Origin of the sequence: Streptomyces sp. H39-S7, assembly GCF_027158205.1 — a bacterium.
Classification (GTDB): Bacteria; Actinomycetota; Actinomycetes; order Streptomycetales; family Streptomycetaceae; genus Actinacidiphila.
The window spans coordinates 151,860-172,155 of record NZ_JAPVLU010000017.1; the positions used below are offsets into that span (position 1 = coordinate 151,860).

The window sequence follows — 20,296 nt, forward strand, 5'->3', positions numbered from 1 at the left end:
GCCGCATCCTTCGGACCCCGTTCGATCACCGTTCGACCCCGTCCGATCCCGCCCGTGGACCGTCCTTGACCAGCCGTGATCGCCGGAGCCGCCCCGCGCGGCGGTCAGTCGAAGACGTACGCGTCGACCTCGGCGAGGTACCCGGCCCGCAGGGCCTCGTCCCCGTCGAGGAACGCCGCCTCGAACGAGTTGCGGGCCAGCAGGCGCAGCGTCTCGTCGTCCAGCCCGAGCCCGGCGCGGACCGCGTCGTAGTTGTCGCCCACGTACCCGCCGAAGTACGCGGGGTCGTCGGAGTTGACGGTGGCCAGCAGGCCCGCGTCGAGCATCGCACGCAGCGGGTGGTCCTCGATGCGGTCGATGCAGCGCAGCCGGACGTTGGAGAGCGGGCAGAGCGTGAGCGGGACGCGGTCGCGGACGAGGCGGGCGACGAGCTCCGGGTCCTCCAGCGAGCGCAGACCGTGGTCGACGCGCTCGACGCCCAGCACGTCGAGGGCCTCCCAGATGTACGCGGGCGGCCCCTCCTCGCCCGCGTGGGCGACGCGGCGCAGCCCCTCGGCGGCGGCCCGCTCGTAGACCTCGCGGAACTTCGACGGCGGGTTGCCGACCTCGGCGGAGTCCAGCCCGACGGCCGAGATCCGGGACAGGTACGGCTTGGCGGCCTCGAAGGTGTCCAGCGCGGACTGCGCGGACTCGTCGCGCAGGAAGCACATGATCAGCTGGGTACTGATGCCGTGCCGTTCCCGGGCGGCGTCCAGCGCGCGGGACAGGCCCTCGACGACGGTCCCGATGTCCACCCCGCGCTCGGTGTGCGCCTGCGGGTCGAAGAAGATCTCGGCGTGCCGTACGCCCTGCTCGGCGGCGCGCGCGAGATAGGCGTCGGCGAGGTCGGCGAAGTCCTCCTCGGTGCGCAGGACCGCCATCAGCGCGTAGTACAGGTCCAGGAAGGACTGCAGGTCCGTGAAGGAGTAGGCGCGGCGGAGCTCGTCGGCGTCGGCGTACGGCAGTGTGACCCCGCCGCGCGCGGCGAGCGCGAAGGCCAGTTCCGGCTCCAGGGTGCCTTCGATGTGGAGGTGCAGTTCAGCCTTGGGGATGGGCACGGGAGGATCACTTCACAGTCGGTACGGCAGCGGGGGGCCGTCCAACGGTACAGGTCAGCGCGGTGCGGGCGGCACGAGCCCGCAGCCCGCCGCCTCAGGCCGTGATCTTGAGGGTGTGCACGATCTGGTCGGCCGCCGCCGTCATCAGGTCGGCGAGGCCCGGCGCCGTCCAGGAGACGAGGACCATGACGGCGCTCTCGATCCCCGGCGGCCGCACCCCGTAGGTGACCGTCTCCATCAGGGAGCGCTCACCGCTCTGCCCGGTCCCCCGCCCCGCAAGCGCCTGGCGGATGCGGACGGCGGGCCCGGCGGGAAGCACGGCCCGCTCCACCTCCGGCTCCTGGAAGTCACCGGTCGCGAAGACCTCGGTGATCCAGTCGAGCGTGATCGACGGCACCTGGTCGTCGGGGTGGATGACGTCCACCTCCAGCACGGCGAGCGCCGTGTCGAACCCCTCCGGGTACAGCCCGAACGCGAACATCGGCTCCCGCCCGCGACTGTCGGCGGCCCGCTCCCGCAGGTCGTACATGAGCGCGTCGGCATCGACCTCCGTCGACGCAGCCGCCAGCTCCTGCGCCTGTTCCAGCGCCCACGCGCCGAGGTCGATGCCCGGCTCCAGGGGCAGCGGGATCCAGTCCTCGGGGCATTCGATGCCGCAGTTCCACGTGTCGTCGCTCACGGGTCACGCACTCCACTTCAGGGACAGCGCCACGGCGTCGAAGAGGTCAGCCATCGCGTCGGCGATCGGGTCGAGGGGCGTGGAGAAGGACAGCAGCAGGTAGGCCTCCGAGCCCGGCACCGGCACGTGGTAGTCCACGGACGTGACTGGCAGCGCGCTGCCGGACGGATCGTCCGCCGCCGGAACCGTCCGGGCCCGCGTCCGCACGGCGGTCCCGGCGGGCAGTTCCTCGACGGTGACCTGGTACTCGGCCGGCCCGCCCCGCTCGGCGAGGAACGCAGCCAGGTCGTCCACCGGCACCTCCGACCCCAGGCTCTCCTTCGGCACGAGCGTGACCAGCAACGACGCCGGAACGGTCAGCGCGCCGGCCGCCTGCATGCTCATGTACAGCTCGATGCCGCCGTTCTTGTACGCCTCCAGCGCCCGCCCGCGCAGCTCCTCGCGCACCTGCTGCTTGACGATCGGCGCGTCGTCGATCCCCCGGAACTGCCGCTCCACGAGCGCGTCGACCGCACCCTCCCGCCGCTCCGGATCGAGGTCGATCCGGAACCAGCCGTCCGGCAGGAGGAGTTGGTAATCACTCGGCGCGTCCGGCTGCGCGCCGGGCTGCGCATCGCGCTGTGCGTCGACCGCGGTCATGAACGGGGCTCCTGTCGGGAAGTGGTCTCCGGGCCTTGGCCCGGGGCCTGGCCCGGGGCCGGGCGGTCCAGCCGGAGGCGGCTGTGCAGGCTGTGGGCGATCTCCGGTCCTGCGGTGCCGCAGAACGCGAGCGCGCCGGACACCCCGGTCAGCCATCCGCTTGCCGGGTGCGACGAGGCCTCGACCAGACCCGCACCGAGTGTGACGAGCGAGAACAGCGGCAGCAGGAACCCGGACGCGTCGCCGACCACCCCGCCGTGGAAGCTCGTGACACGCCGCGCCTCCTTGGTGTCGATGGGAGCCATCAGCCGGCTCTCCACCCGTGCCAGCGCGTCCTGCGGCCACCGCTTTCCCTTGCCGAGCGGACGGTCGTCCACCGGCCGTCCCACGGCCGCCGTGAACTCCGCCCAGCGGGCGTCACCCTCCGCGCCGCCGAACCACCACTCCCAGGGCAGCGCGGCACGCACCTGGCCTCCGCTGCCCTGCAGTTCGACGCCGAGCGGCGTGCCGTCCGCCGCGCTCAGGAAGCGGACCACCCGGTCCACCGAGTGCGGGCCCGAACGCGGCAGCCAGCGCTCGCCCGCCAGGCTGTCGACCAGCACGATGTCAGCGCTCTGCACCCGCACCGCCGCTGTCGCGCAGAACCGCGCGGTCGCGCCGGCGCCACTCGGCGGGCAGGGGGACAGCCGGGCGAGCACGGCGAGGTCGTCACCGCGCTCCTTGGCGCGGGCGCGCAACCGCAGCACCGCTGTGGCGACCGGCAGCGAGAGCAGCCCGATGCCGGACACCGCCAGCAGCCACGGCGCGCTGTCGCGCAGTATGAGGCCGAGGAAGAAAGTGACGAACCAGAGGAACATCCCGGTTCCACGGGCCACCGAGTGCCAGACGGGCAGGGCTGTGTAGAAGTGGACGTCCTTGTCGCCGCCACTCGAACCCGCCAGCAGCGGATCGTCGAGTTCATGGATCCGGTGGACGGGGATCCCGGCCTCCTTCAGCAGCCCGGCCAGCCCGGTCCGCCCCAGCAGCTTCTCCCCGCGCAGCGGATCCGGTTCCAGCATCCCGGACTCGGGCAGCCATTCGGCGAGCGGGATCCGGCACACCGTGTGCCCGTCCTCGTCCTGCAGGTCGACCATGCCCCAGCGGCCCTTGACCGGCAGCCCCATCTTCTGTGCGGCGTCGAGGCCGAGCAGGTCGATGTGGACGGCGCGCCGGATGCCGCCGGTACCGATCGGGTGGCGCCGCTCCGTTCCCCGGGGGGAACGGATCACCAGGTCCCGGCCGTCCCGGTGGATCCGCGCGTGGCGGACGACGTCCAGTGCGGGACGGCGTCGCGCCGCCGGCCGCAGCGCCGGCTCGGCGATGCCCATCGCGACCTGCCGGGAGGGTACGACGTGCGGATCAGTCACCGATCTCCCTGACCGTAGAGTCCTTCAGTCCCAGCGCGTCGCCCGCACCGATCTTGTCGGCGAGGTCGGTGACCGTCGCGACTCCCGTGGCACCTACCCAGATGTTCGTCTGCGTCCTCAGCACGCTCGCGCTGGCTTTTACCGCATTCGATGAAGCGACATCCGACGCGATATCCGCCACCTTCTGCGCGGATGAGATCACTCCGGGATCACCGATCTTGAACTTCACTCCCTGCCATGTGGAGCCATGGAACAACTGCGGAACATCCCTGAACGCCTTGAGGTCCTTGACGGATTGCCAGCTCTCCTTGCCGATCTTCACCGGATTGAGCGCTTCTCCCACTCTGCTCCAGCCCGGGAACCAGCCCTTCGGCGCCTCAGCCATCGCCTTCGCCGCGTCCTTGCCCCTTGGCGCGCCCGAACCGGCGGCCTTGTTGGCCGCCTTCTGCGCCTTCGCCATCACCGTGTTGTACGCCTTCGTGCCCTTCTTCAGACCCCGTGCGGCGGCTTCCTCCGCGAGGCTCTTGAATTTCGTCGACCGCGCCAGAGCACGTGTTCCGGCCGAGGCACCGCGCGCTCCGGCCATCGCCCCACGGCCAATGCCGAAGGTGGCGAGGCCTACCACGTCGAGGGCGACATCAAACCAGTTGCCATCACCCGACAACGCCAGCAGGACATGCGCGACGAGCGAGACAAGGGTGGCGACCAGAGCAATGGTGCCGAGGATCCCCGCGAGGGCCTGGCCGATGACCGGGATCCATCCGACGCACAGCGACAGCACCCCACACACCGTCGCGACAATGCCCGCGATGTCGGCGATCTTCCCGATGATGTCGGCGTGCTCGTGGACCCAGCCCTTGAACTTGTCCCAGCGGCTGTCCTTGAGACCGTCGTGGTCGATGGCGTGCCGGATCGCGTCCGCCGCCGCCTTCGCGGCGTGGTCCCGGATGTCCTTCGCCCGCTGCAGTTCCTTCTTGGCGTCACCGACCACGCCCGCGGCGGCGTCCTGCTTGGCCTTGAGCTTGACGGCCGTCGGGTCGTCCTTCGGGGTGTCGGCCGGCTGCTGGGAGATCGCGCGCTGGGTGCTGCTGTGCTCGGCGTCGGCTTCCTGGGCGTCGCGCAGGGCCTTGTCGGCGATCTTCTGCGCACGGTGCAGCTCGCGCGCGTACGGGCCGCTGCTCACGCCGTCGCCGGCGTCCTCGCCGAGGGCCTTGGCCGCCTCGTCGTAGCGGTGGAACGCCTTGCGCAGCTTGTCCGACGCCTTCGACGCCTGCTCGCGGAACTCGTCCGCGGCCTTGCCCTTCCACGCCTCCACGGAGGCGAGCGCCTTGATCTCGCGCGCCTCGCGCTCGATCGACTCCGCCGTCTTCCGCAGGTCGCGTCCCAGCCGGGCCACCGTGTCCGGGTCACCGGGGACCGGGTCGCCGTGCTCGCCGAGGACTTCCCAGCCGTAGGAGGGGCGGGTCATTTCTTGTCCTCCCCGCGCAGCGCCTTGGCGAGTTCGGAGTCCACCTGGTCGTAGGTCTCCGCCGCCTGCTCCGTGATCTTGGCGAGCTTCTCCAGTTCCTCGGTCAGTTTCGTCCGGTGGACCTTCCAGTTGCTGCCGAAGTCGTGGAAGACGTCGGTGAGCAGATCGGAGCCGATGTCGGACCGGCCGTAGCCGTCCGAAGGGTCGGCGTGCTTGTCGAACTCGTCGTGGATGCGCTTGAGCGCGGCCGAGCACTGCCGTATTCGTTGCGTGTCCGCAGCAAGATCCGGTTCCCCCATGGCTGTCCTCCGCTGACCTCGAACTGGAAAAGACCTGTACAAGTCCTGGGCAAGGTCGGAGCAGGGTATCAACGGCCCGCCGACGGAGCGAGATTCGGCCGACCGGGGCTCAGCGGCGCTTCGGGACCGGGATGCGCATCAGGTCCTCCGCCACCGTCAGTTCGCCCTCGAACCCCGCCTCGCGGGCCTGCCGGCCGAAGAGGGAGGGGTCGGTGTAGCGCTGCGAGAAGTGGGTGAGGACCAGGTGGCGGACGCCGGCCTCGGTGGCGGCCTTTCCGGCCTGACCGGCCGTGAGGTGGCCGTGGTCGCGGGCGAGGTGCTCGTCCTCGTCGAGGAAGGTGGACTCGATGACCAGGAGGTCGCAGCCCTCGGCGAGGACCTGGACGCCGTCGCAGAGGCGGGTGTCCATGATGAAGGCGAAGCGCTGGCCGCGGCGCACCTCGCTCACCTCGTCGAGGGTCACCCCGTCGAGCACACCGTCGCGCTGCAACCGGCCGACGTCCGGGCCGGTGATGCCGTGGGCGGCGAGGCGCGCCGGGATCAGCCGGCGGCCGTCGGGTTCCACGAGGCGGTAGCCGTAGCTCTCGACGGGGTGCGAGAGCTTCGCCGCGGAGAGGGTGAACGCGCCGGTGGTGGCCAGCACGCCGTCCGCGGCGACCGGCTCCTCGGTGATCACGGCCGTCTCGCGGTACGCCGTCGAGTACCGCAGCCGCTCGAAGAAGTGCTGCCCGCTCGCGGGGTAGTGGGCCGCGATCGGGTGCGGGACGCGGTCGAGGTTGATCCGCTGGATCACCCCGGCCAGGCCCAGCGAGTGGTCGCCGTGGAAGTGTGTGACGCAGATCCGCGTCAGGTCGTGCGCGGCGACGCCCGCCAGCAGCATCTGGCGCTGGCTGCCCTCTCCCGGGTCGAAGAGGATGCCCTCGTCGTCCCAGCGCAGCAGGTAGCCGTTGTGGTTGCGGAGCCGGGTCGGGACCTGGCTGGCGGTGCCGAGCACCACGAACTCGCGGATGGACAACGCCGTTATCCGGGCGGCCACTCGAGACCGCGCCCGCCGAGCACATGGGCGTGCGCGTGGAAGACGGTCTGGCCGGCGCCCGCGCCGGTGTTGAACACGACGCGGTAGCCGCGGTCGACGGTCTTCTCCGCCTCCGCCACCTCGCCCGCCTCGCGCAGCACGTCGGCGGCGGCCTGCGGGTCGCCTACGGCGAGCGCGGCGGCGTCCGCGTAGTGCACCTTGGGGATCACCAGCACATGGGTGGGCGCCTGCGGATTGATGTCGCGGAACGCCACCGTCGTCTCGGTCTCGCGGACGATCGTCGCCGGGATGTCCCCGGCCACGATCTTGCAGAACAGGCAGTCCGCCTGGGGTTCTCCCGCCACGGGTGGTTCTCCCTCGTCGGTGGTTGGACAGTGGTCGCCGAAAGGCGCATCGTATCGGCCGGGCGCCCTCCGGCGCCGTTACGGCAGCGGCGGCGGTGTCTTCGCCGGGTGCTCCGCGAGGGACGCCAGGGCCAGGTCGATGGCGGTGTCGAGCTGCGGATCGACGCCCGCCGCCCAGTCCTGCGGGCGCTGCAGCACCTCGACGTCCGGGTCGACGCCGTGGTTCTCGACGTCCCAGCCGTAGCCCTCGAACCAGAACGCGTACTTGGGCTGCGTCACGGCCGTGCCGTCCACCAGGTCGTACCGGCTGTCGATGCCGACGACACCGCCCCAGGTGCGGGTGCCGACGACCGGGCCGATGTCCAGGGCCTTGATGGCGGCGTTGACGATGTCGCCGTCCGAGCCGGAGAACTCGTTGGCGACGGCGACGACCGGCCCGCGCGGCGCGTCCAGCGGGTAGCTCTGCGGGCGCAGCCCGCGCGGCAGGTCCCAGCCGACGATGCGGCGGGCCAGCTTCTCGATGACGAGCTGCGACGTGTGGCCGCCGCGGTTCTCGCGGACGTCGACGACCAGACCCTCGCGGGCCACCTCGACCCGCAGGTCACGGTGGAGCTGCGCCCAGCCGAAGCCGACCATGTCCGGGACGTGCAGGTAGCCGAGCCGGCCCCCGGAGCGCTCGTGGACGTGGGCCCGGCGGCCCGCGACCCAGTCGTGGTACCGCAGCGGCTCCTCGTCGGCGAGGGGTACGACGACGACATGGCGCAGCGCGCCGCCGTCCGCGGGGGCGACGGTCAGTTCGACGGGCTTGCCCGCCGTGCCGGTCAGCAGCGGGCCGGGCCCGGCGACCGGGTCGACGGGGTGGCCGTCGACCGCCAGCAGGCTGTCGCCCGCGCGCACCGCGACTCCGGGTGCGGCCAGCGGGGAGCGGGCCTGCGGGTCGGAGGACTCGCCGGGCAGCACGCGGGCGAACTGCCAGCGGCCGTCCTCCGCGCGGGCGATGTCGGCGCCGAGCAGGCCCTGGCGGGTCAGCGCGTCCCGGTGGCCGCCGGGCGGGGTGACGTACGCGTGCGAGGTGCCGAGCTCACCCTGGACCTCCCACAGCAGGTCCATGAGGTCGTCATGGGTGGCCGCGCGCTCCAGGACGGGCCGGTAGCGCTCGGCGACCGCGTTCCAGTCGATGCCGCTCATGTCGGCGCGCCAGAAGTTGTCGCGCATCAGCCGGTGCGCCTCGGCGTACATCTGCCGCCACTCGTCCTGCGGGCGGACGGTCACGCGGATCCGCGACAGGTCGACGGTGGTGCCCGCGTCCGAGTCGTCGTCGTCCGACGCCTTGCTGTCGGCGGGCACGACGCGCAGTCGGCCGTTCGTGGCCAGCAGCACCTTGGTGCCGTCGCCGGTGACGGCGAAGTCCTCCGCCTCGTCCGCGAGTTCCTCGACGCGCAGCTGCTTGAGGTCGTAGCGCTCCAGGACGCTGCCGGGCGGCTGGGCCTCGGGCGTGGCCAGCGCCGTGCCGAGGGTGCCGAGCAGCGGGTGGCGCAGCCACAGCAGGCCGTTCTTGGCGGCGGTCAGCGAGGTGTAGCGGCCGGCTTCGACGGGGAACGCGACGATGCGGTCGGCGATCCCCTCGAAGTCGACGCGGGTGGCGGGGACGCGGGGGCGGTCCTCGCCGTCGGTCTGCCGGCCGTCCTGGCCCGCGCTGTCGCCCTCGCCGTCCGGCCGGTCGTCCTTGGACTCGTCGTCCGGCTCCTCGACCGGGCGGCCGTGCCGCTGCGGGCCGAAGGGCGACGGGGTGGTGGCGGCCAGGGTGAGCAGGTGCGGCCGGCAGGCGTTGGGGAAGGACAGGTCGAAGACGTGCGCGTCGTAGACCGGGTCGAAGGCCCGCTCGGACAGGAAGGCGAGGTGCTTTCCGTCGGGGGTGAACGCGGGCGCGTAGTCGTTGAAGCGCAGCGGGGTGGCGTCGGCGACCGACAGGTCGGAGGTCGCGGCGATCTTCAGCTGGCGCAGCGGGTCGGGGCCGGGGTGCGACCACGCGAGCCAGGCCGAGTCCGGCGAGAACGCCAGCCCGGTCACATCGCCCGCGTCGCTGGCCGCGACCTCGCGCACCTCGCCGGTCTGCGTCTCGACGAGCAGCACCCGGCCGTCGTGCGAGGCGACGGCGATCCGGTGCCCGTCCGGCGACACTTCGAGCTCCAGGACGCGGCCGAGGCGGCCGGCCGCCAGCCGGCGCGGCACGGCGCCGGGCGCGAGGCCCGCCGCGGGCGAGAGTTCGAGGGCGTCCTCGCCCTCGGCGTCGGTGACCCAGACGACCTGCTGGTCGCCCTCGCCGCCGAAGGTGCGCGGCAGCCGCGTCCTGACCCCCGGCTGCGCGGCGAGCGCGCGCGCCGGGCCGCCCCGGTGGGTGATCCAGTGCGTGGTGCCGCGGACCTCGACGGCGCTGCCGCGTCCCGTGTGGTCCGGGCGGGCGTCCCCGAGGTGGTGCGAGGCGCGGATGGGGTGCGGCTGCAGGTCCGTTCGCTGGCCGCCGAGGCGGACCGCGATCGGGCGCGGCTCGGCCGATTCGAGGTCGTCGAGGAGGTGGAGCTCGCCGGCGGAGCTGTAGACGACGCGGGTGCCGTCGGTGGCGGCCTGCCGGGCGTAGAAGCCGCCGAGAGGGGTGTGCCGGCGCAGGTCCGAGCCGTCCGGGAGGCTGGAGTAGAGCGCGCCGGTGTCTTCGTGGTCGGAGAGGAACGCCACGCGGTCCCCGACCCACAGCGGGGATTCGAGGTTGCCGTCGAGCTCCGCGTGCAGCCGCTCGAAGTCGCCGCCGCCCGTCAGGTCGATCCACAGTTTGCCTGCCGTGCCGCCCCGGTAGCGCTTCCAGGCCGCGGCCTCGCGGCCCATCGTCGCCGACAGCAGCAGCACCGCGCCCTCGGGCCCGTACGCCAGATCGCCGACCGGCCCGAACGGAAGGGTGCGTGCCGGCCCGCCGTCCAACGGCACCGCCCGCGCCCACGTGCGGCGCATCGAGGGCTGGCCCTGGGTGCTGATGGCGACGACCTCGCCGTCCGGCGTCCAGCCGCGCACCGAGGTCTTGGCACTGCCCCAGTGCGTCAGCCGCGTCGACGGGCCGCCGTCCAGGGGCGCCACGTGCACCTCGGGTACTCCGTCACGGGTGGAGGTCCAGGCGACCGTCGTTCCGTCCGGTGAGATGCGCGGATGGTCGACCGGCATGTTGTCCGCGCTGACGCGCCAGGCCCGGCCGCCGTCGAGCGGCGCCACCCAGACGTCGTCCTCGGCGACAAAAGCGGCCAACTCACCATTTACGTGCGGATACCGGAGGTACGAAAGCTGTGTCACTCCGCCACATTAACCATGATCGAGGAGGCGAACGAGCGCTTTGTCTTCAGCTTCTGGCGGAGGCGGCGGAGGTTTTGCCGGTCGGCCCCGACGTCGCCGTGCAGTCACCGAGCCCGTTCACGTCGAAGACCGTGCGCTGGCCGACCTTCGCCGTCAGCCGGCCGCGTACACAGCGGCCGTCGAGCTGCTCGGTCACCCGGCCGGTGACGATGATCGCCTGCCTGTCGGTGGTCTCACCCTGGCAGTCCACGGACGCGATGCCCTTGGTCGTCGCGCCGGACGGCCGGGGGCTGGTCGTCCGGGTGGCGGTCGTGGCGCTGTTCACCGAGGCGCTGCACGACATCCACTGGACGTCGACCCCGTGGTCCTTCAGCGCCCGGGTACCCAACTGGTCCGTGGTGATCGACACCGCGGAGGCGGTCATCCCACTGGCCGGGTCGCACGCCACCACTCCGCCGAAGGCGGCCAGTGCGAGGCCTCCGGCCACTCCCCACTGCTGTAAACGCTTCATGCCACCAGCGTCCCGCGCTCCCGTGCGGCGCACATCGCCCACGCGACGTAGAACGTCCCTTACGGGACCCGGATCCCGCCACGGCAGCCGCTGTCCGGCGGGCCGCGCTAGGGAGTGACCTAGGACCAGCGGCCGGTGCGCCCGAGGAGCAGCGCGGTGGCGGCGACCCCCGCGGTGGAGGTCCGCAGCACCGTCGCGCCCAGCCGGTACGGCTTCGCCCCGGCGGCGGCGAAAGCGGCGAGCTCGTCGGGCGAGACCCCGCCCTCCGGGCCGACGACGAGCACGATGTCGCCCTCGGACGGCAGCGCGGCGTCGGCCAGCGGCGCGGAGCCCTCCTCGTGCAGGACCGCGGTGAACGCGGCCCCGCCGAGCAGAGTCGCCAGCTGCCGCGTCGTCATCATCTCCGTGACCTCGGGGAACCGTAGCCGCCGCGACTGCTTCGCCGCTTCCCGCGCCGTGGAACGCCACTTGGCGAGCGCCTTGGCGCCCCGCTCCCCACGCCACTGCGTGATGCACCGGGACGCAGCCCACGGCACGATCGCGTCGACGCCGGTCTCCGTCATCGTCTCGACGGCCAACTCGCCACGGTCGCCCTTCGGCAGTGCCTGGACGACGGTGATGCGCGGCGCCGGCGCCGGTTCCGTGCGCAGCTCCGAGACGGCGACCTCCAGCCGCTCCTTGCCCTCGACGGCGGCGACCACCCCGTACGCTCCCACGCCCGCGCCGTCCGTCAGGACGATCGACTCGCCGACCGTGAGCCGGCGCACGGACACCGCGTGCCGCCCCTCGGCGCCGGACAGGGCGATCAGGGCACCGCTGCGCGCTTCCCGCAACTGCTCGGGTCCGACGATGAATACGGGCGCGGTCATCCGCATGCCTTCCGTGCCGTGTCGAGTTCCTTCATGAGCACGGCGACAAGTTCGGCCGCCGGCAGCTCACGGGCCAGCCGGTGCCCCTGCCCCGCCCACAGCGCCATCGCCTGCGGGTCCCCGGCCGCCGCGGCGGCCTTGCGGATCCCCGCGGTCAGATGGTGGATCTGCGGATACCCGGCGGGCGCGTACGGCCCGTGCTCGCGCATGAAGCGGTTGACCAGCCCGCGCGCCGGGCGCCCGGAGAACGCCCGGGTGAGCTCGGTGCGGGCGTAGACCGGGTCGGTGATGGCGCGCTTGTGCAGCGCGTTGGCGCCGGACTCGGGACAGACGAGGAAGGCGGTGCCCAGCTGCGCGGCGTCCGCGCCCACCGCCAGGACGGCGGCGATCTGGTTGCCGCGCATCAGCCCGCCCGTCGCGATGACGGGCAGTTGGACGGCGGCGCGCACCTGCGGGACGAGCGACAGCAGCCCGAACCCCGCGTGGTCCAGCTCCGGATCGTCCCGGTGGGTGCCCTGGTGGCCGCCCGCCTCCGTCCCCTGGACGCACACCGCGTCGGCACCCGCCCACTGCGCGGCGAGCGCCTCGCCGGGGGTGGTGACGGTCACCACGGTGTACGTCCCGGCCTTCGCGAACGCGTCGAGGACCGGCCGGTCCGGGCAGCCGAACGTGAAGCTGACGACGGGCACCGGGTTGTCCAGCAGTATCGCGACCTTGGCGTCGTACGCGTCGTCCTGGCCCGACTCGGGGTCACCGAGCGGGGTGGAGTACCAGGCGGCCTCGCCCGCGAGCTGCTCGGCGTAGACCTCGACGGCGGACCGGTCGGCGGTGTCGGGCTGCGGCGTGAAGAGGTTCACGCCGAACGGGTTCGACGTCAGGCCGCGCAGCTGCCGGATCTCCTCGTACATCGCTTCCGGCGTCTTGTAGCCGGCGGCGAGGAAACCCAGACCGCCGGCGTCGCTCACGGCCGCGGCGAGCCGCGGGGTGGACCCGCCGCCGGCCATCGGCGCCTGGATGATCGGGAACGCCGAGAACGACGAAATATCGGTCAACGCGGACATACGCCCATCGTTTCACGCGGGGCGGGCCCGAACAGGTCGGGCCCGCCCAATGGGGGCGCCCCCGGCCGGAGGCTGGGGGAAGGTCGGAGCCGGCGCCCCGCTGGACGCCGCCGGCGGCCTCAACGGCCGTTGAAAGCGTCCTTCAACCGGGAGAACAGCCCCTGCTGGCCGGGCTGGAAGTGACCGGTCGGCCGCTCCTCGCCCCGCAACTTGGCCAGCTGCCGCAGCAGGTCCTCCTGCGCGGCGTCGAGCTTGTTGGGCGTGATGACCTCGACGTGCACGATCAGGTCACCGCGGCCGCCACCGCGCAGATGGGTCACCCCGCGCTGGTGCAGCGGGATCGACTGGCCGGACTGCGTACCGGGCCGGACGTCGATCTCCTCCATGCCGTCGAGCGTCTCCAGCGGGCACTTCGTGCCCAGGGACGCCGCCGTCATCGGGATCGTGACCGTGCAGTGCAGATCGTCGCCGCGCCGCTGGAAGGTCGGGTGCGGAAGCTCCCGGATCTCCACGTACAGGTCGCCGGCGGGGCCGCCGCCGGGGCCGACCTCGCCCTCGCCCGCCAGCTGGATACGGGTGCCGTTGTCGACGCCCGCCGGGATCTTGACCGTGAGCGTACGGCGGGACCTGACCCGGCCGTCGCCCGCGCACTCGGGGCACGGGGTCGGCACCACGGTGCCGAAGCCCTGGCACTGCGGGCACGGCCGCGAGGTCATGACCTGGCCCAGGAAGGACCGGGTGACCTGCGAGACCTCACCGCGGCCGCGGCACATGTCGCAGGTCTGCGCCGCCGTGCCGGGCGCCGCGCCCTCGCCGGAGCACGTGCCGCACGTCACCGCCGTGTCGACCTGGAGATCCTTGGTGGTGCCGAAGGCCGCCTCGTCCAGCTCGATCTCCAGCCGGATCATGGCGTCCTGGCCGCGCCGGGTCCGCGACCGCGGACCGCGCTGCTGGGACTGCCCGAAGAAAGCGTCCATGATGTCGCTGAAGTTGCCGAAGCCGGCACCGAAGCCGCCCGCGCCCGCCCCGCCCTGGGACGACAGCGGATCGCCGCCCAGGTCGTAGACCTGCTTCTTCGCCGGGTCCGAGAGCACCTCGTAAGCGGCGTTGATCTCCTTGAACCGCTCCTGGGTCTTCGGATCCGGATTCACATCCGGATGCAGCTCGCGCGCGAGGCGGCGGAAGGCCTTCTTGATCTCGTCCTGTCCGGCGTCACGGCGCACGCCAAGGACCGCGTAATAGTCCGTGGCCACCTACGACTCCGCCAGGATCTGTCCGACGTAACGTGCCACTGCGCGTACCGCTCCCATCGTTCCGGGGTAGTCCATGCGGGTCGGGCCGACCACACCGAGTTTGGCGACTGCCTCGTCGCCCGAACCGTAGCCGACCGCCACAACGGATGTGGAATTCAAGCCCTCGTGAAAATTCTCATGCCCGATCCGCACGGTCATGCCCGAGTCGTTGGCCTCGCCGAGGAGCTTGAGGAGCACCATCTGTTCCTCAAGGGCTTCCATCACGGGCCGGATCGTCAACGGGAAGTCGTGGTTGAAGCGCGTCAGGTTCGCCGCGCCGCCGAGCATGATCCGTTCTTCGGTCTCCTCGACGAGCGTCTCCAGCAACGTCGCCAGCAGGATCGACACCGACGGCCGGTCGTCGTACTCGAAGCCGTCCGGCAGATCCGCCACCAGCGGCGGGACGTCCGCGAACCGGCGACCCACCACCCTGGCGTTCAACCGGGCCCGCACGTCGGCCAGGAGCGTCTCGCTCATCGGCGCCGGGCAGTCGATGAGCCGCTGCTCGACGCGCCCGGTGTCCGTGATGAGCACCAGCATGATCCGGGCCGGTGCCAGCGCCAGCAGCTCGACGTGCCGCACCGAGGAACGGGTGAGCGAGGGGTACTGCACGACGGCGACCTGCCGGGTGAGCTGCGCGAGCAGCCGTACGGTGCGGCCCACCACGTCGTCGAGGTCCACCGCGCCGTCCAGGAAGTTCTGGATCGCGCGCCGCTCGGCGGATGTGAGCGGCTTCACCCCGGCCAGCTTGTCGACGAACAGCCGGTAGCCCTTGTCCGTCGGGATCCGGCCCGCGCTGGTGTGGGGCTGGTGGATGTAGCCCTCCTCCTCCAGCGCCGCCATGTCGTTGCGCACCGTGGCCGGGGAAACGCCCAGGCCATGGCGCTCGGTGAGCGCCTTGGAGCCGACCGGCTCCTCCGTGCCCACATAGTCCTGGACGATGGCGCGCAGGACTTCGAGTCTGCGTTCGCTGAGCATCGCGCACACCTCCAGCCGTAGATCTCGCGCCAGTACTGCCGTGGCCTGGCACTCATCCGATACGAGTGCCAGCATCCCCCGCAGTCAGTGTACGGCGGAGTAGCAAGGCCCAGGCAAGCGTCAGGCAGGGTAGCGCGCGAGGAGGGCCCCGCGGCGATAGCGTCGCACCGTGGATACCGCAGAGTCCGGCGCCGACGGGTGGGAGCAGCTGGCTCCCGGCGTCGCCCGCCGCCGTCTTCCCTTCCTGGACGTCACGATCGGCCTGGTCGTCGGTGACGGGGGCGTGCTGCTCGTCGACACCGGCTCCACCGTCGCCGAGGGCGCTCGAGTACGGCTGCAGGTGCGGGAGCTGACCGGACGCCCTGTGACGCACATCGCCCTCACCCACGGCCACTTCGACCACGTCTTCGGCACCTCCGCCTTCGGCGGGGTGCCGGTGTTCGGGCACCGGGCGCTCGACGGCTGCCTGGAGCACGGGCGCGACGCGCTCCGCGAGGACGCCGTCACGTACGGCGTCGACCCCGGGCCCGCGGCCGAGGCGGCCGCCGCCCTGGTACGCCCCGACCGGCTCGTCGACGACGCCTGCGAACTCGACCTCGGCGGCGGCCGCACGGTCACGCTCTTCCACCCCGGCGCCGGTCACACCACCCATGACCTGGCCGTACAGGTGCCCGGCACGCCCGCCGTCGTCTTCTGCGGCGACCTCGTCGAGGAGTCCGGCGAGCCCCAGGCGGGCCCCGACGCCGTCCCGGCCGGCTGGCCGGCCGCCCTCGACCGGCTGCTCGCGGTGGGCGGTGAGACCGCCGTGTACGTCCCCGGCCACGGCGCCGCCGTGGACGCCCGCTTCGTCCGCGCCCAACGCGACGCCCTGACGGCCCGGTTCACCGCGTCGTAGCGCCGGTGACGGGCGCGGACCTGGGTACGATCCGCCCCATGCGCAGCAGAGAGTACGGCCCCGACCTCACTCCCCCCTGGAAGAAGAGCGTGCCCGCGCCCGAGGTGGCGGCGGAGGCCGATCTGGTGGTGGAGGAGGTCACGACCGGCTTCTGCGGGGCCGTGGTCCGCTGTGAGAAGACGGCGGAGGGGCCGACCGTGACGCTGGAGGACCGCTTCGGCAAGCACCGGGTCTTCCCGATGGAGCCGCGCGGCTTCCTGCTCGACGGCAGGACCGTCACCCTCGTCCGCCCGCGCGCCGGCGGCCCCGGCGCGCAGCGCGGGCCGCTGCTGTCCGCGTCCGGCTCGATCGCGGTGCGCGGCGCCCGCGCCCGGGTGGCGCGGGCCGGCCGGATCTATGTGGAGGGCCGGCACGACGCGGAGCTGGTCGAGCGGGTCTGGGGCCACGACCTGCGGGTCGAGGGGATCGTCGTCGAGTACCTGGAGGGCATCGACGACCTGCCCGCGATCGTCGAAGCGTTCTCCCCCGGCCCGGACGCACGGCTCGGCGTCCTCGTCGACCACCTGGTGCCGGGCTCCAAGGAGTCCAGACTCGCCGGCCAGGTCTCCGGCGTCGAAGACGTCCTCGTCGTCGGCCACCCCTACATCGACGTCTGGGAGGCCGTGAAGCCGTCCTCCGTCGGCATCCCCGCCTGGCCCTCGGTGCCGAGGGGCCAGGACTGGAAGACCGGCGTCTGCGAGGCCCTGGGCTGGCGCGAGACGACGGGCGAGGCGTGGCAGCGGATCCTGGCGTCGGTCCGCTCGTACAAGGACCTGGAGCCGGCGCTGCTGGGAGCTGTCGAGCACCTCATCGACCACGTGACCATGGGCCCCGCCGCACCGTGACCCAGCGCTGCCCGTCGTCGTTCCCACGGAGGGATCTGGTCGAATGCTCTCCGCCTGCGCGGAGGTGAGCCGTCGATCAGTTCGTCCACGCGGCCGAGTGGAACGTTGTCCCCGCCGGCGCGGGGGTGGCCTCAGTCGACCAGATCCCGCACCACCGCGTCAGCCAGCAGCCGCCCGCGCAGCGTGAGGACGGCCCGCCCCTCCGCGTAAGGCCCGGCCTCCAGGAGCCCGTCCGTTACCGCCTTCACCGCCGCCGCCGCCCCCGCCGGTGCCAGCAGGTCCAGCGGGCAGCCCGCCGAGAGCCGCAGTTCCAGCAGGATCCGCTCGACGCGCCGGTCCTCGTCCGCGAGCAGTTCCCGTCCCGCTCCGGGGCTGCGCCCCTCGGTCAGTGCCTGTGCGTACGCGCCCGGATGCTTGACGTTCCACCACCGGACGCCGCCGACGTGGCTGTGGGCGCCGGGTCCCGCGCCCCACCAGTCGGCGCCGGTCCAGTACAGCTCGTTGTGGCGGCAGCGCCCCGCCTCGGACGTCGCCCAGTTCGACACCTCGTACCAGTCGAAGCCGGCCGCGGCGAACCGCTCGTCGGCGATCAGGTACCGGTCGGCGTGCACGTCGTCGTCGGTCATCGGCACCTCGCCGCGGCGGATCCGCCGCGCGAGCTGGGTGCCTTCCTCGACGATCAGGGCGTACGCGGAGACGTGGTCGGGTCCCGCGCCGATCGCCGCGTCCAGGGAGGCCCGCCAGTCGTCGTCCGACTCCCCCGGCGTGCCGTAGATCAGGTCCAGGTTGACGTGCTCGAACCCGGCGGCGCGGGCTTCCGCGACGCAGGCCTCCGGACGGCCGGGGGTGTGTTTGCGGTCCAGGATCTTCAGGACGTGCTGTTTCGCACTCTGCATGCCGAAGGAGATGCGGTTGAATCCGCCGGCCCGCAGTTCGGCCAGGTAGGCCGGGTCGACGGATTCGGGGTTGGCCTCCGTGGAGATCTCCGCACCCGGTGCGAAGCCGAACTCGGCACGGATCGCGGCCAGCATCCGGACCAGGTCGGCGGCCGGCAGCAGGGTCGGCGTGCCGCCGCCGACGAAGACGGTCTCGACCTCGCGCGGGTCGTCCCCGAGCACCTTGCGGGCGAGCCGGACCTCGCCGATGAGGTGGTCCGTGTAGTTCTCCTGCGAGGCGAGGACCCCGCCGGAACCGCGCAGCTCACTCGCGGTGTAGGTGTTGAAGTCGCAGTAGCCGCAGCGGGTGGCGCAGTACGGGACGTGCAGGTAGAACCCCAGCGGCCTGGCCGCCGCCCCCGCGAGCGCGCTCGCGGGCAGCGCCCCGTCCTCGGGCATGGGCTCACCATCAGGCAGTACGGAAGGCATGACCCCATTGTCCGCCCCCGGCGGGGGCGCTCGTCCCCACCCGTCCGCGGGGGGCCTCACTGCGACCGCAGGACGAGCATCGCCAGGTCGTCGTCGGGCGGTCCCGGGCGGGAGTCGGGCGGTCCCGGGCGGGAGGCGGCCGGCTGATCGTGGACCGGCCCGCGGGCCGATCGTGACCGGCCCGCCGGCTCCCGCCCGGGCTGGGCTCACGCCTCGCGCGACCCCGCGTACATGTCGTCGATCAGCGACTGGAACTCGCGCTCGACGACCGGCCGCTTGAGCTTGAGGCTCGGGGTCAGGTCGCCGTGCTCGACGTCGAGGTCGCGCGGCAGCAGCCGGAACGCCTTGATCGTCTGCCAGCGCTGCAGCCCCTCGTTGACCCGCGCCACGTAGCCCTCGATCAGCTCCTGGGTCTGCGGGGCGGCGACGACGTCGGCGTAGCTCTTGCCCTCGAGCCCGTTCTCGGCGGCCCAGCCGAGAATCGTCGGCTCGTCCAGAGCGAGCAGCGCGGTGCAGAAGTTGCGGTCCGCGCCGATCACCAGGACGTTGCTGACGAACGGACAGGCGGCCTTGAACTGGCCTTCCACCGCGGCGGGCGCGATGTACTTACCGTTCGAGTTCTTGATGATGTCCTTTTTGCGGTCGGTGATCGTCAGGAAGCCGTCCGCGGACAGCTCGCCGATGTCACCGGTGTGGAACCAGCCGTCGGGCTCCAGGACCTCGGCCGTCTTCTCCGGCAGCCCGTGGTAGCCCTGCATGATGCCGGGACCGCGCAGCATGATCTCGCCGTCCTCCGCGATCCGGACCTCCAGGCCGGGCAGCGGCTTGCCGACGGTGCCGGTGCGGTAGGACTCACCGGGGTTGACGAAGCTGGCGGCGCTGGACTCGGTGAGCCCGTACCCCTCCAGGATGTGGATGCCGACGCCGGAGAAGAAGTAGCCGATCTCGGGCGCCAGCGCGGCGGAGCCGGAGACGCAGGCCCGCAGCCGGCCGCCGAACGCCTCGCGGATCTTGGCGTAGACGAGCTTGTCGGCCACGGCGTGCTTGGTGGAGAGACCGAGGGGCGCGCTGGCCTTGCCGGTCAGGCGCAGGTTGTTCTGGGTGACCTTGGCGTACTCGCGGGCCACTTCCGACGCCCACTTGAAGATCTTGTACTTGGCGCCGCCGCCCGCGCGGGCCTTGGCCGCCACACCGTTGTAGACCTTCTCGAAGATCCTGGGCACGGCCGCCATGTAGGTCGGCTGGATCAGCGGGAGGTTGGTGATGATCTTGTCGACCCGGCCGTCCACGGCGGTGACGTGGCCGATGGTGATGTGGCCGGCGGTCAGCACCTTGCCGAAGACGTGCGCCAGCGGCAGCCACAGGTACTGGACGTCGTCCTCGTCGAGCAGCCCGACCGACTGGATCGCGCGGGCCATGTAGGACCAGCAGTCGTGCGGGAGCCGGACGCCCTTGGGGCGGCCGGTGGTGCCCGAGGTGTAGATCAGCGTCGCGAGCTGGTCGCGGGTGATCGCGCCGACGGCGTCCCTGACCGCCTCGGGGTGCTTCTCCAGGTACGCCGCCCCGCGCCGTTCCAGCTCGGCGAGCGAGAGCACCCAGCCGTCACCGCCGTCGACGCCCTCGACGCCGGTGGCGTCGATCACGACCACGTGGGCCAGCTCGGGAAGCTCCGCCCGCCGCTCACGGGCCTTGGCGACCTGTACGGCGTCCTCCGCGATCAGCACCCGGCTGCCGGAGTCCGCGAGGATGAAGGCCGTCTCGTCGGCGTTGGTGCTGGGGTAGACCGTCGTCGTGGCCGCGCCCGCGCACAGCACCCCGAGGTCGGCGAGGATCCACTCGACCCGGGTGGCGGAGGCGATGGCCACCCGCTCCTCGGGCCGGACCCCCAGGTCCATCAGACCGGCCGCGATGGCGAACACCCGGCCCGAGGCCTGGCCCCAGGTCAGCGAATGCCAGCTGTCCTGACCGCCGGCCGCGTCGATCACGGGGTAGCGGTACGCCTCCGCGTCGGGGGTCGACTCCACCCGTTCGAGGAAGAGAGTCGCCACGGATGGCGGTCGGGTCTCGATCAGCGTCTGTGTCTCTGTCACGACATCCTCCGGGCCCGCGCCTGCTCTGTTAACTCACCAGTAACCTCT

The 20,296-nt window shown here is 72.3% G+C and carries 18 protein-coding genes; 2 read left to right on the plus strand and 16 right to left on the minus strand.

The genetic code is table 11. The features are described from left to right. Positions 1-104: 104 nt before the first annotated feature. The 14 genes from O3X23_RS18645 to hrcA form a co-directional block, all read right to left on the minus strand. On the minus strand, positions 105-1,097 hold the full coding sequence (locus tag O3X23_RS18645; RefSeq protein ID WP_269272542.1) for an adenosine deaminase: 993 nt from the start codon (positions 1,095-1,097) through the stop codon (positions 105-107). 94 nt (positions 1,098-1,191) lie between these two features. After that, on the minus strand, positions 1,192-1,776 hold the full coding sequence (locus O3X23_RS18650; RefSeq protein WP_269272543.1) for a hypothetical protein: 585 nt from the start codon (positions 1,774-1,776) through the stop codon (positions 1,192-1,194). 3 nt (positions 1,777-1,779) lie between these two features. Beyond that, positions 1,780-2,415 (minus strand): hypothetical protein, encoded by a 636-nt coding sequence (locus O3X23_RS18655; RefSeq protein ID WP_269272544.1) that lies wholly within the window; start codon positions 2,413-2,415, stop codon positions 1,780-1,782. After that, positions 2,412-3,821 (minus strand): hypothetical protein, encoded by a 1,410-nt coding sequence (locus O3X23_RS18660; protein WP_269272545.1) that lies wholly within the window; start codon positions 3,819-3,821, stop codon positions 2,412-2,414. Before O3X23_RS18660 ends, O3X23_RS18655 begins: the two co-directional genes overlap by 4 nt. Continuing rightward, the gene (locus O3X23_RS18665; protein WP_269272546.1) at positions 3,814-5,289 is read right to left on the minus strand and encodes a putative T7SS-secreted protein; all 1,476 of its coding nucleotides are present in this window, start codon (positions 5,287-5,289) and stop codon (positions 3,814-3,816) included. Before O3X23_RS18665 ends, O3X23_RS18660 begins: the two co-directional genes overlap by 8 nt. Further along, positions 5,286-5,588, minus strand: coding sequence for a hypothetical protein (locus O3X23_RS18670; protein ID WP_269272547.1), 303 nt, complete (start codon positions 5,586-5,588; stop codon positions 5,286-5,288). Before O3X23_RS18670 ends, O3X23_RS18665 begins: the two co-directional genes overlap by 4 nt. Positions 5,589-5,697: 109 nt before the next feature. After that, complete coding sequence (locus O3X23_RS18675; protein ID WP_269272548.1) at positions 5,698-6,603, minus strand: ribonuclease Z; 906 nt, start codon at positions 6,601-6,603, stop codon at positions 5,698-5,700. Positions 6,604-6,608: 5 nt separating this feature from the next. Beyond that, positions 6,609-6,968: a histidine triad nucleotide-binding protein gene (locus tag O3X23_RS18680; RefSeq protein WP_269272549.1), complete on the minus strand. Its 360-nt coding sequence runs from the start codon at positions 6,966-6,968 to the stop codon at positions 6,609-6,611. Between the two features lie 78 nt (positions 6,969-7,046). After that, positions 7,047-10,304, minus strand: coding sequence for a S41 family peptidase (locus O3X23_RS18685; protein ID WP_269272550.1), 3,258 nt, complete (start codon positions 10,302-10,304; stop codon positions 7,047-7,049). Between the two features lie 46 nt (positions 10,305-10,350). Further along, positions 10,351-10,815 (minus strand): hypothetical protein, encoded by a 465-nt coding sequence (locus O3X23_RS18690; RefSeq protein WP_269272551.1) that lies wholly within the window; start codon positions 10,813-10,815, stop codon positions 10,351-10,353. A 119-nt stretch (positions 10,816-10,934) separates the two neighbouring features. Next, positions 10,935-11,684, minus strand: coding sequence for a 16S rRNA (uracil(1498)-N(3))-methyltransferase (locus O3X23_RS18695; protein ID WP_269272552.1), 750 nt, complete (start codon positions 11,682-11,684; stop codon positions 10,935-10,937). Continuing rightward, positions 11,681-12,745, minus strand: coding sequence for a nitronate monooxygenase (locus O3X23_RS18700; RefSeq protein ID WP_269272553.1), 1,065 nt, complete (start codon positions 12,743-12,745; stop codon positions 11,681-11,683). Before O3X23_RS18700 ends, O3X23_RS18695 begins: the two co-directional genes overlap by 4 nt. Before the next feature lie 119 nt (positions 12,746-12,864). Further along, complete coding sequence (dnaJ, locus tag O3X23_RS18705; protein ID WP_269272554.1) at positions 12,865-13,998, minus strand: molecular chaperone DnaJ; 1,134 nt, start codon at positions 13,996-13,998, stop codon at positions 12,865-12,867. After that, positions 13,999-15,015: a heat-inducible transcriptional repressor HrcA gene (gene hrcA / locus O3X23_RS18710; RefSeq protein ID WP_269272581.1), complete on the minus strand. Its 1,017-nt coding sequence runs from the start codon at positions 15,013-15,015 to the stop codon at positions 13,999-14,001. Between the two features lie 169 nt (positions 15,016-15,184). Between hrcA and O3X23_RS18715 the strand changes: the two genes are divergently transcribed. Next, positions 15,185-15,910, plus strand: a complete 726-nt coding sequence (locus tag O3X23_RS18715) for an MBL fold metallo-hydrolase (RefSeq protein ID WP_269272555.1) — start codon at positions 15,185-15,187, stop codon at positions 15,908-15,910. 38 nt (positions 15,911-15,948) lie between these two features. Beyond that, positions 15,949-16,794, plus strand: a complete 846-nt coding sequence (locus O3X23_RS18720; protein WP_269272556.1) for a DUF3097 domain-containing protein — start codon at positions 15,949-15,951, stop codon at positions 16,792-16,794. Between the two features lie 131 nt (positions 16,795-16,925). On the opposite strand, the gene hemW is transcribed toward O3X23_RS18720, so the two are convergent. Further along, positions 16,926-18,158 (minus strand): radical SAM family heme chaperone HemW, encoded by a 1,233-nt coding sequence (gene hemW, locus O3X23_RS18725; RefSeq protein WP_269272557.1) that lies wholly within the window; start codon positions 18,156-18,158, stop codon positions 16,926-16,928. Between the two features lie 206 nt (positions 18,159-18,364). After that, positions 18,365-20,248, minus strand: coding sequence for an AMP-dependent synthetase/ligase (locus O3X23_RS18730; protein ID WP_269272558.1), 1,884 nt, complete (start codon positions 20,246-20,248; stop codon positions 18,365-18,367). Positions 20,249-20,296: the final 48 nt, after the last annotated feature.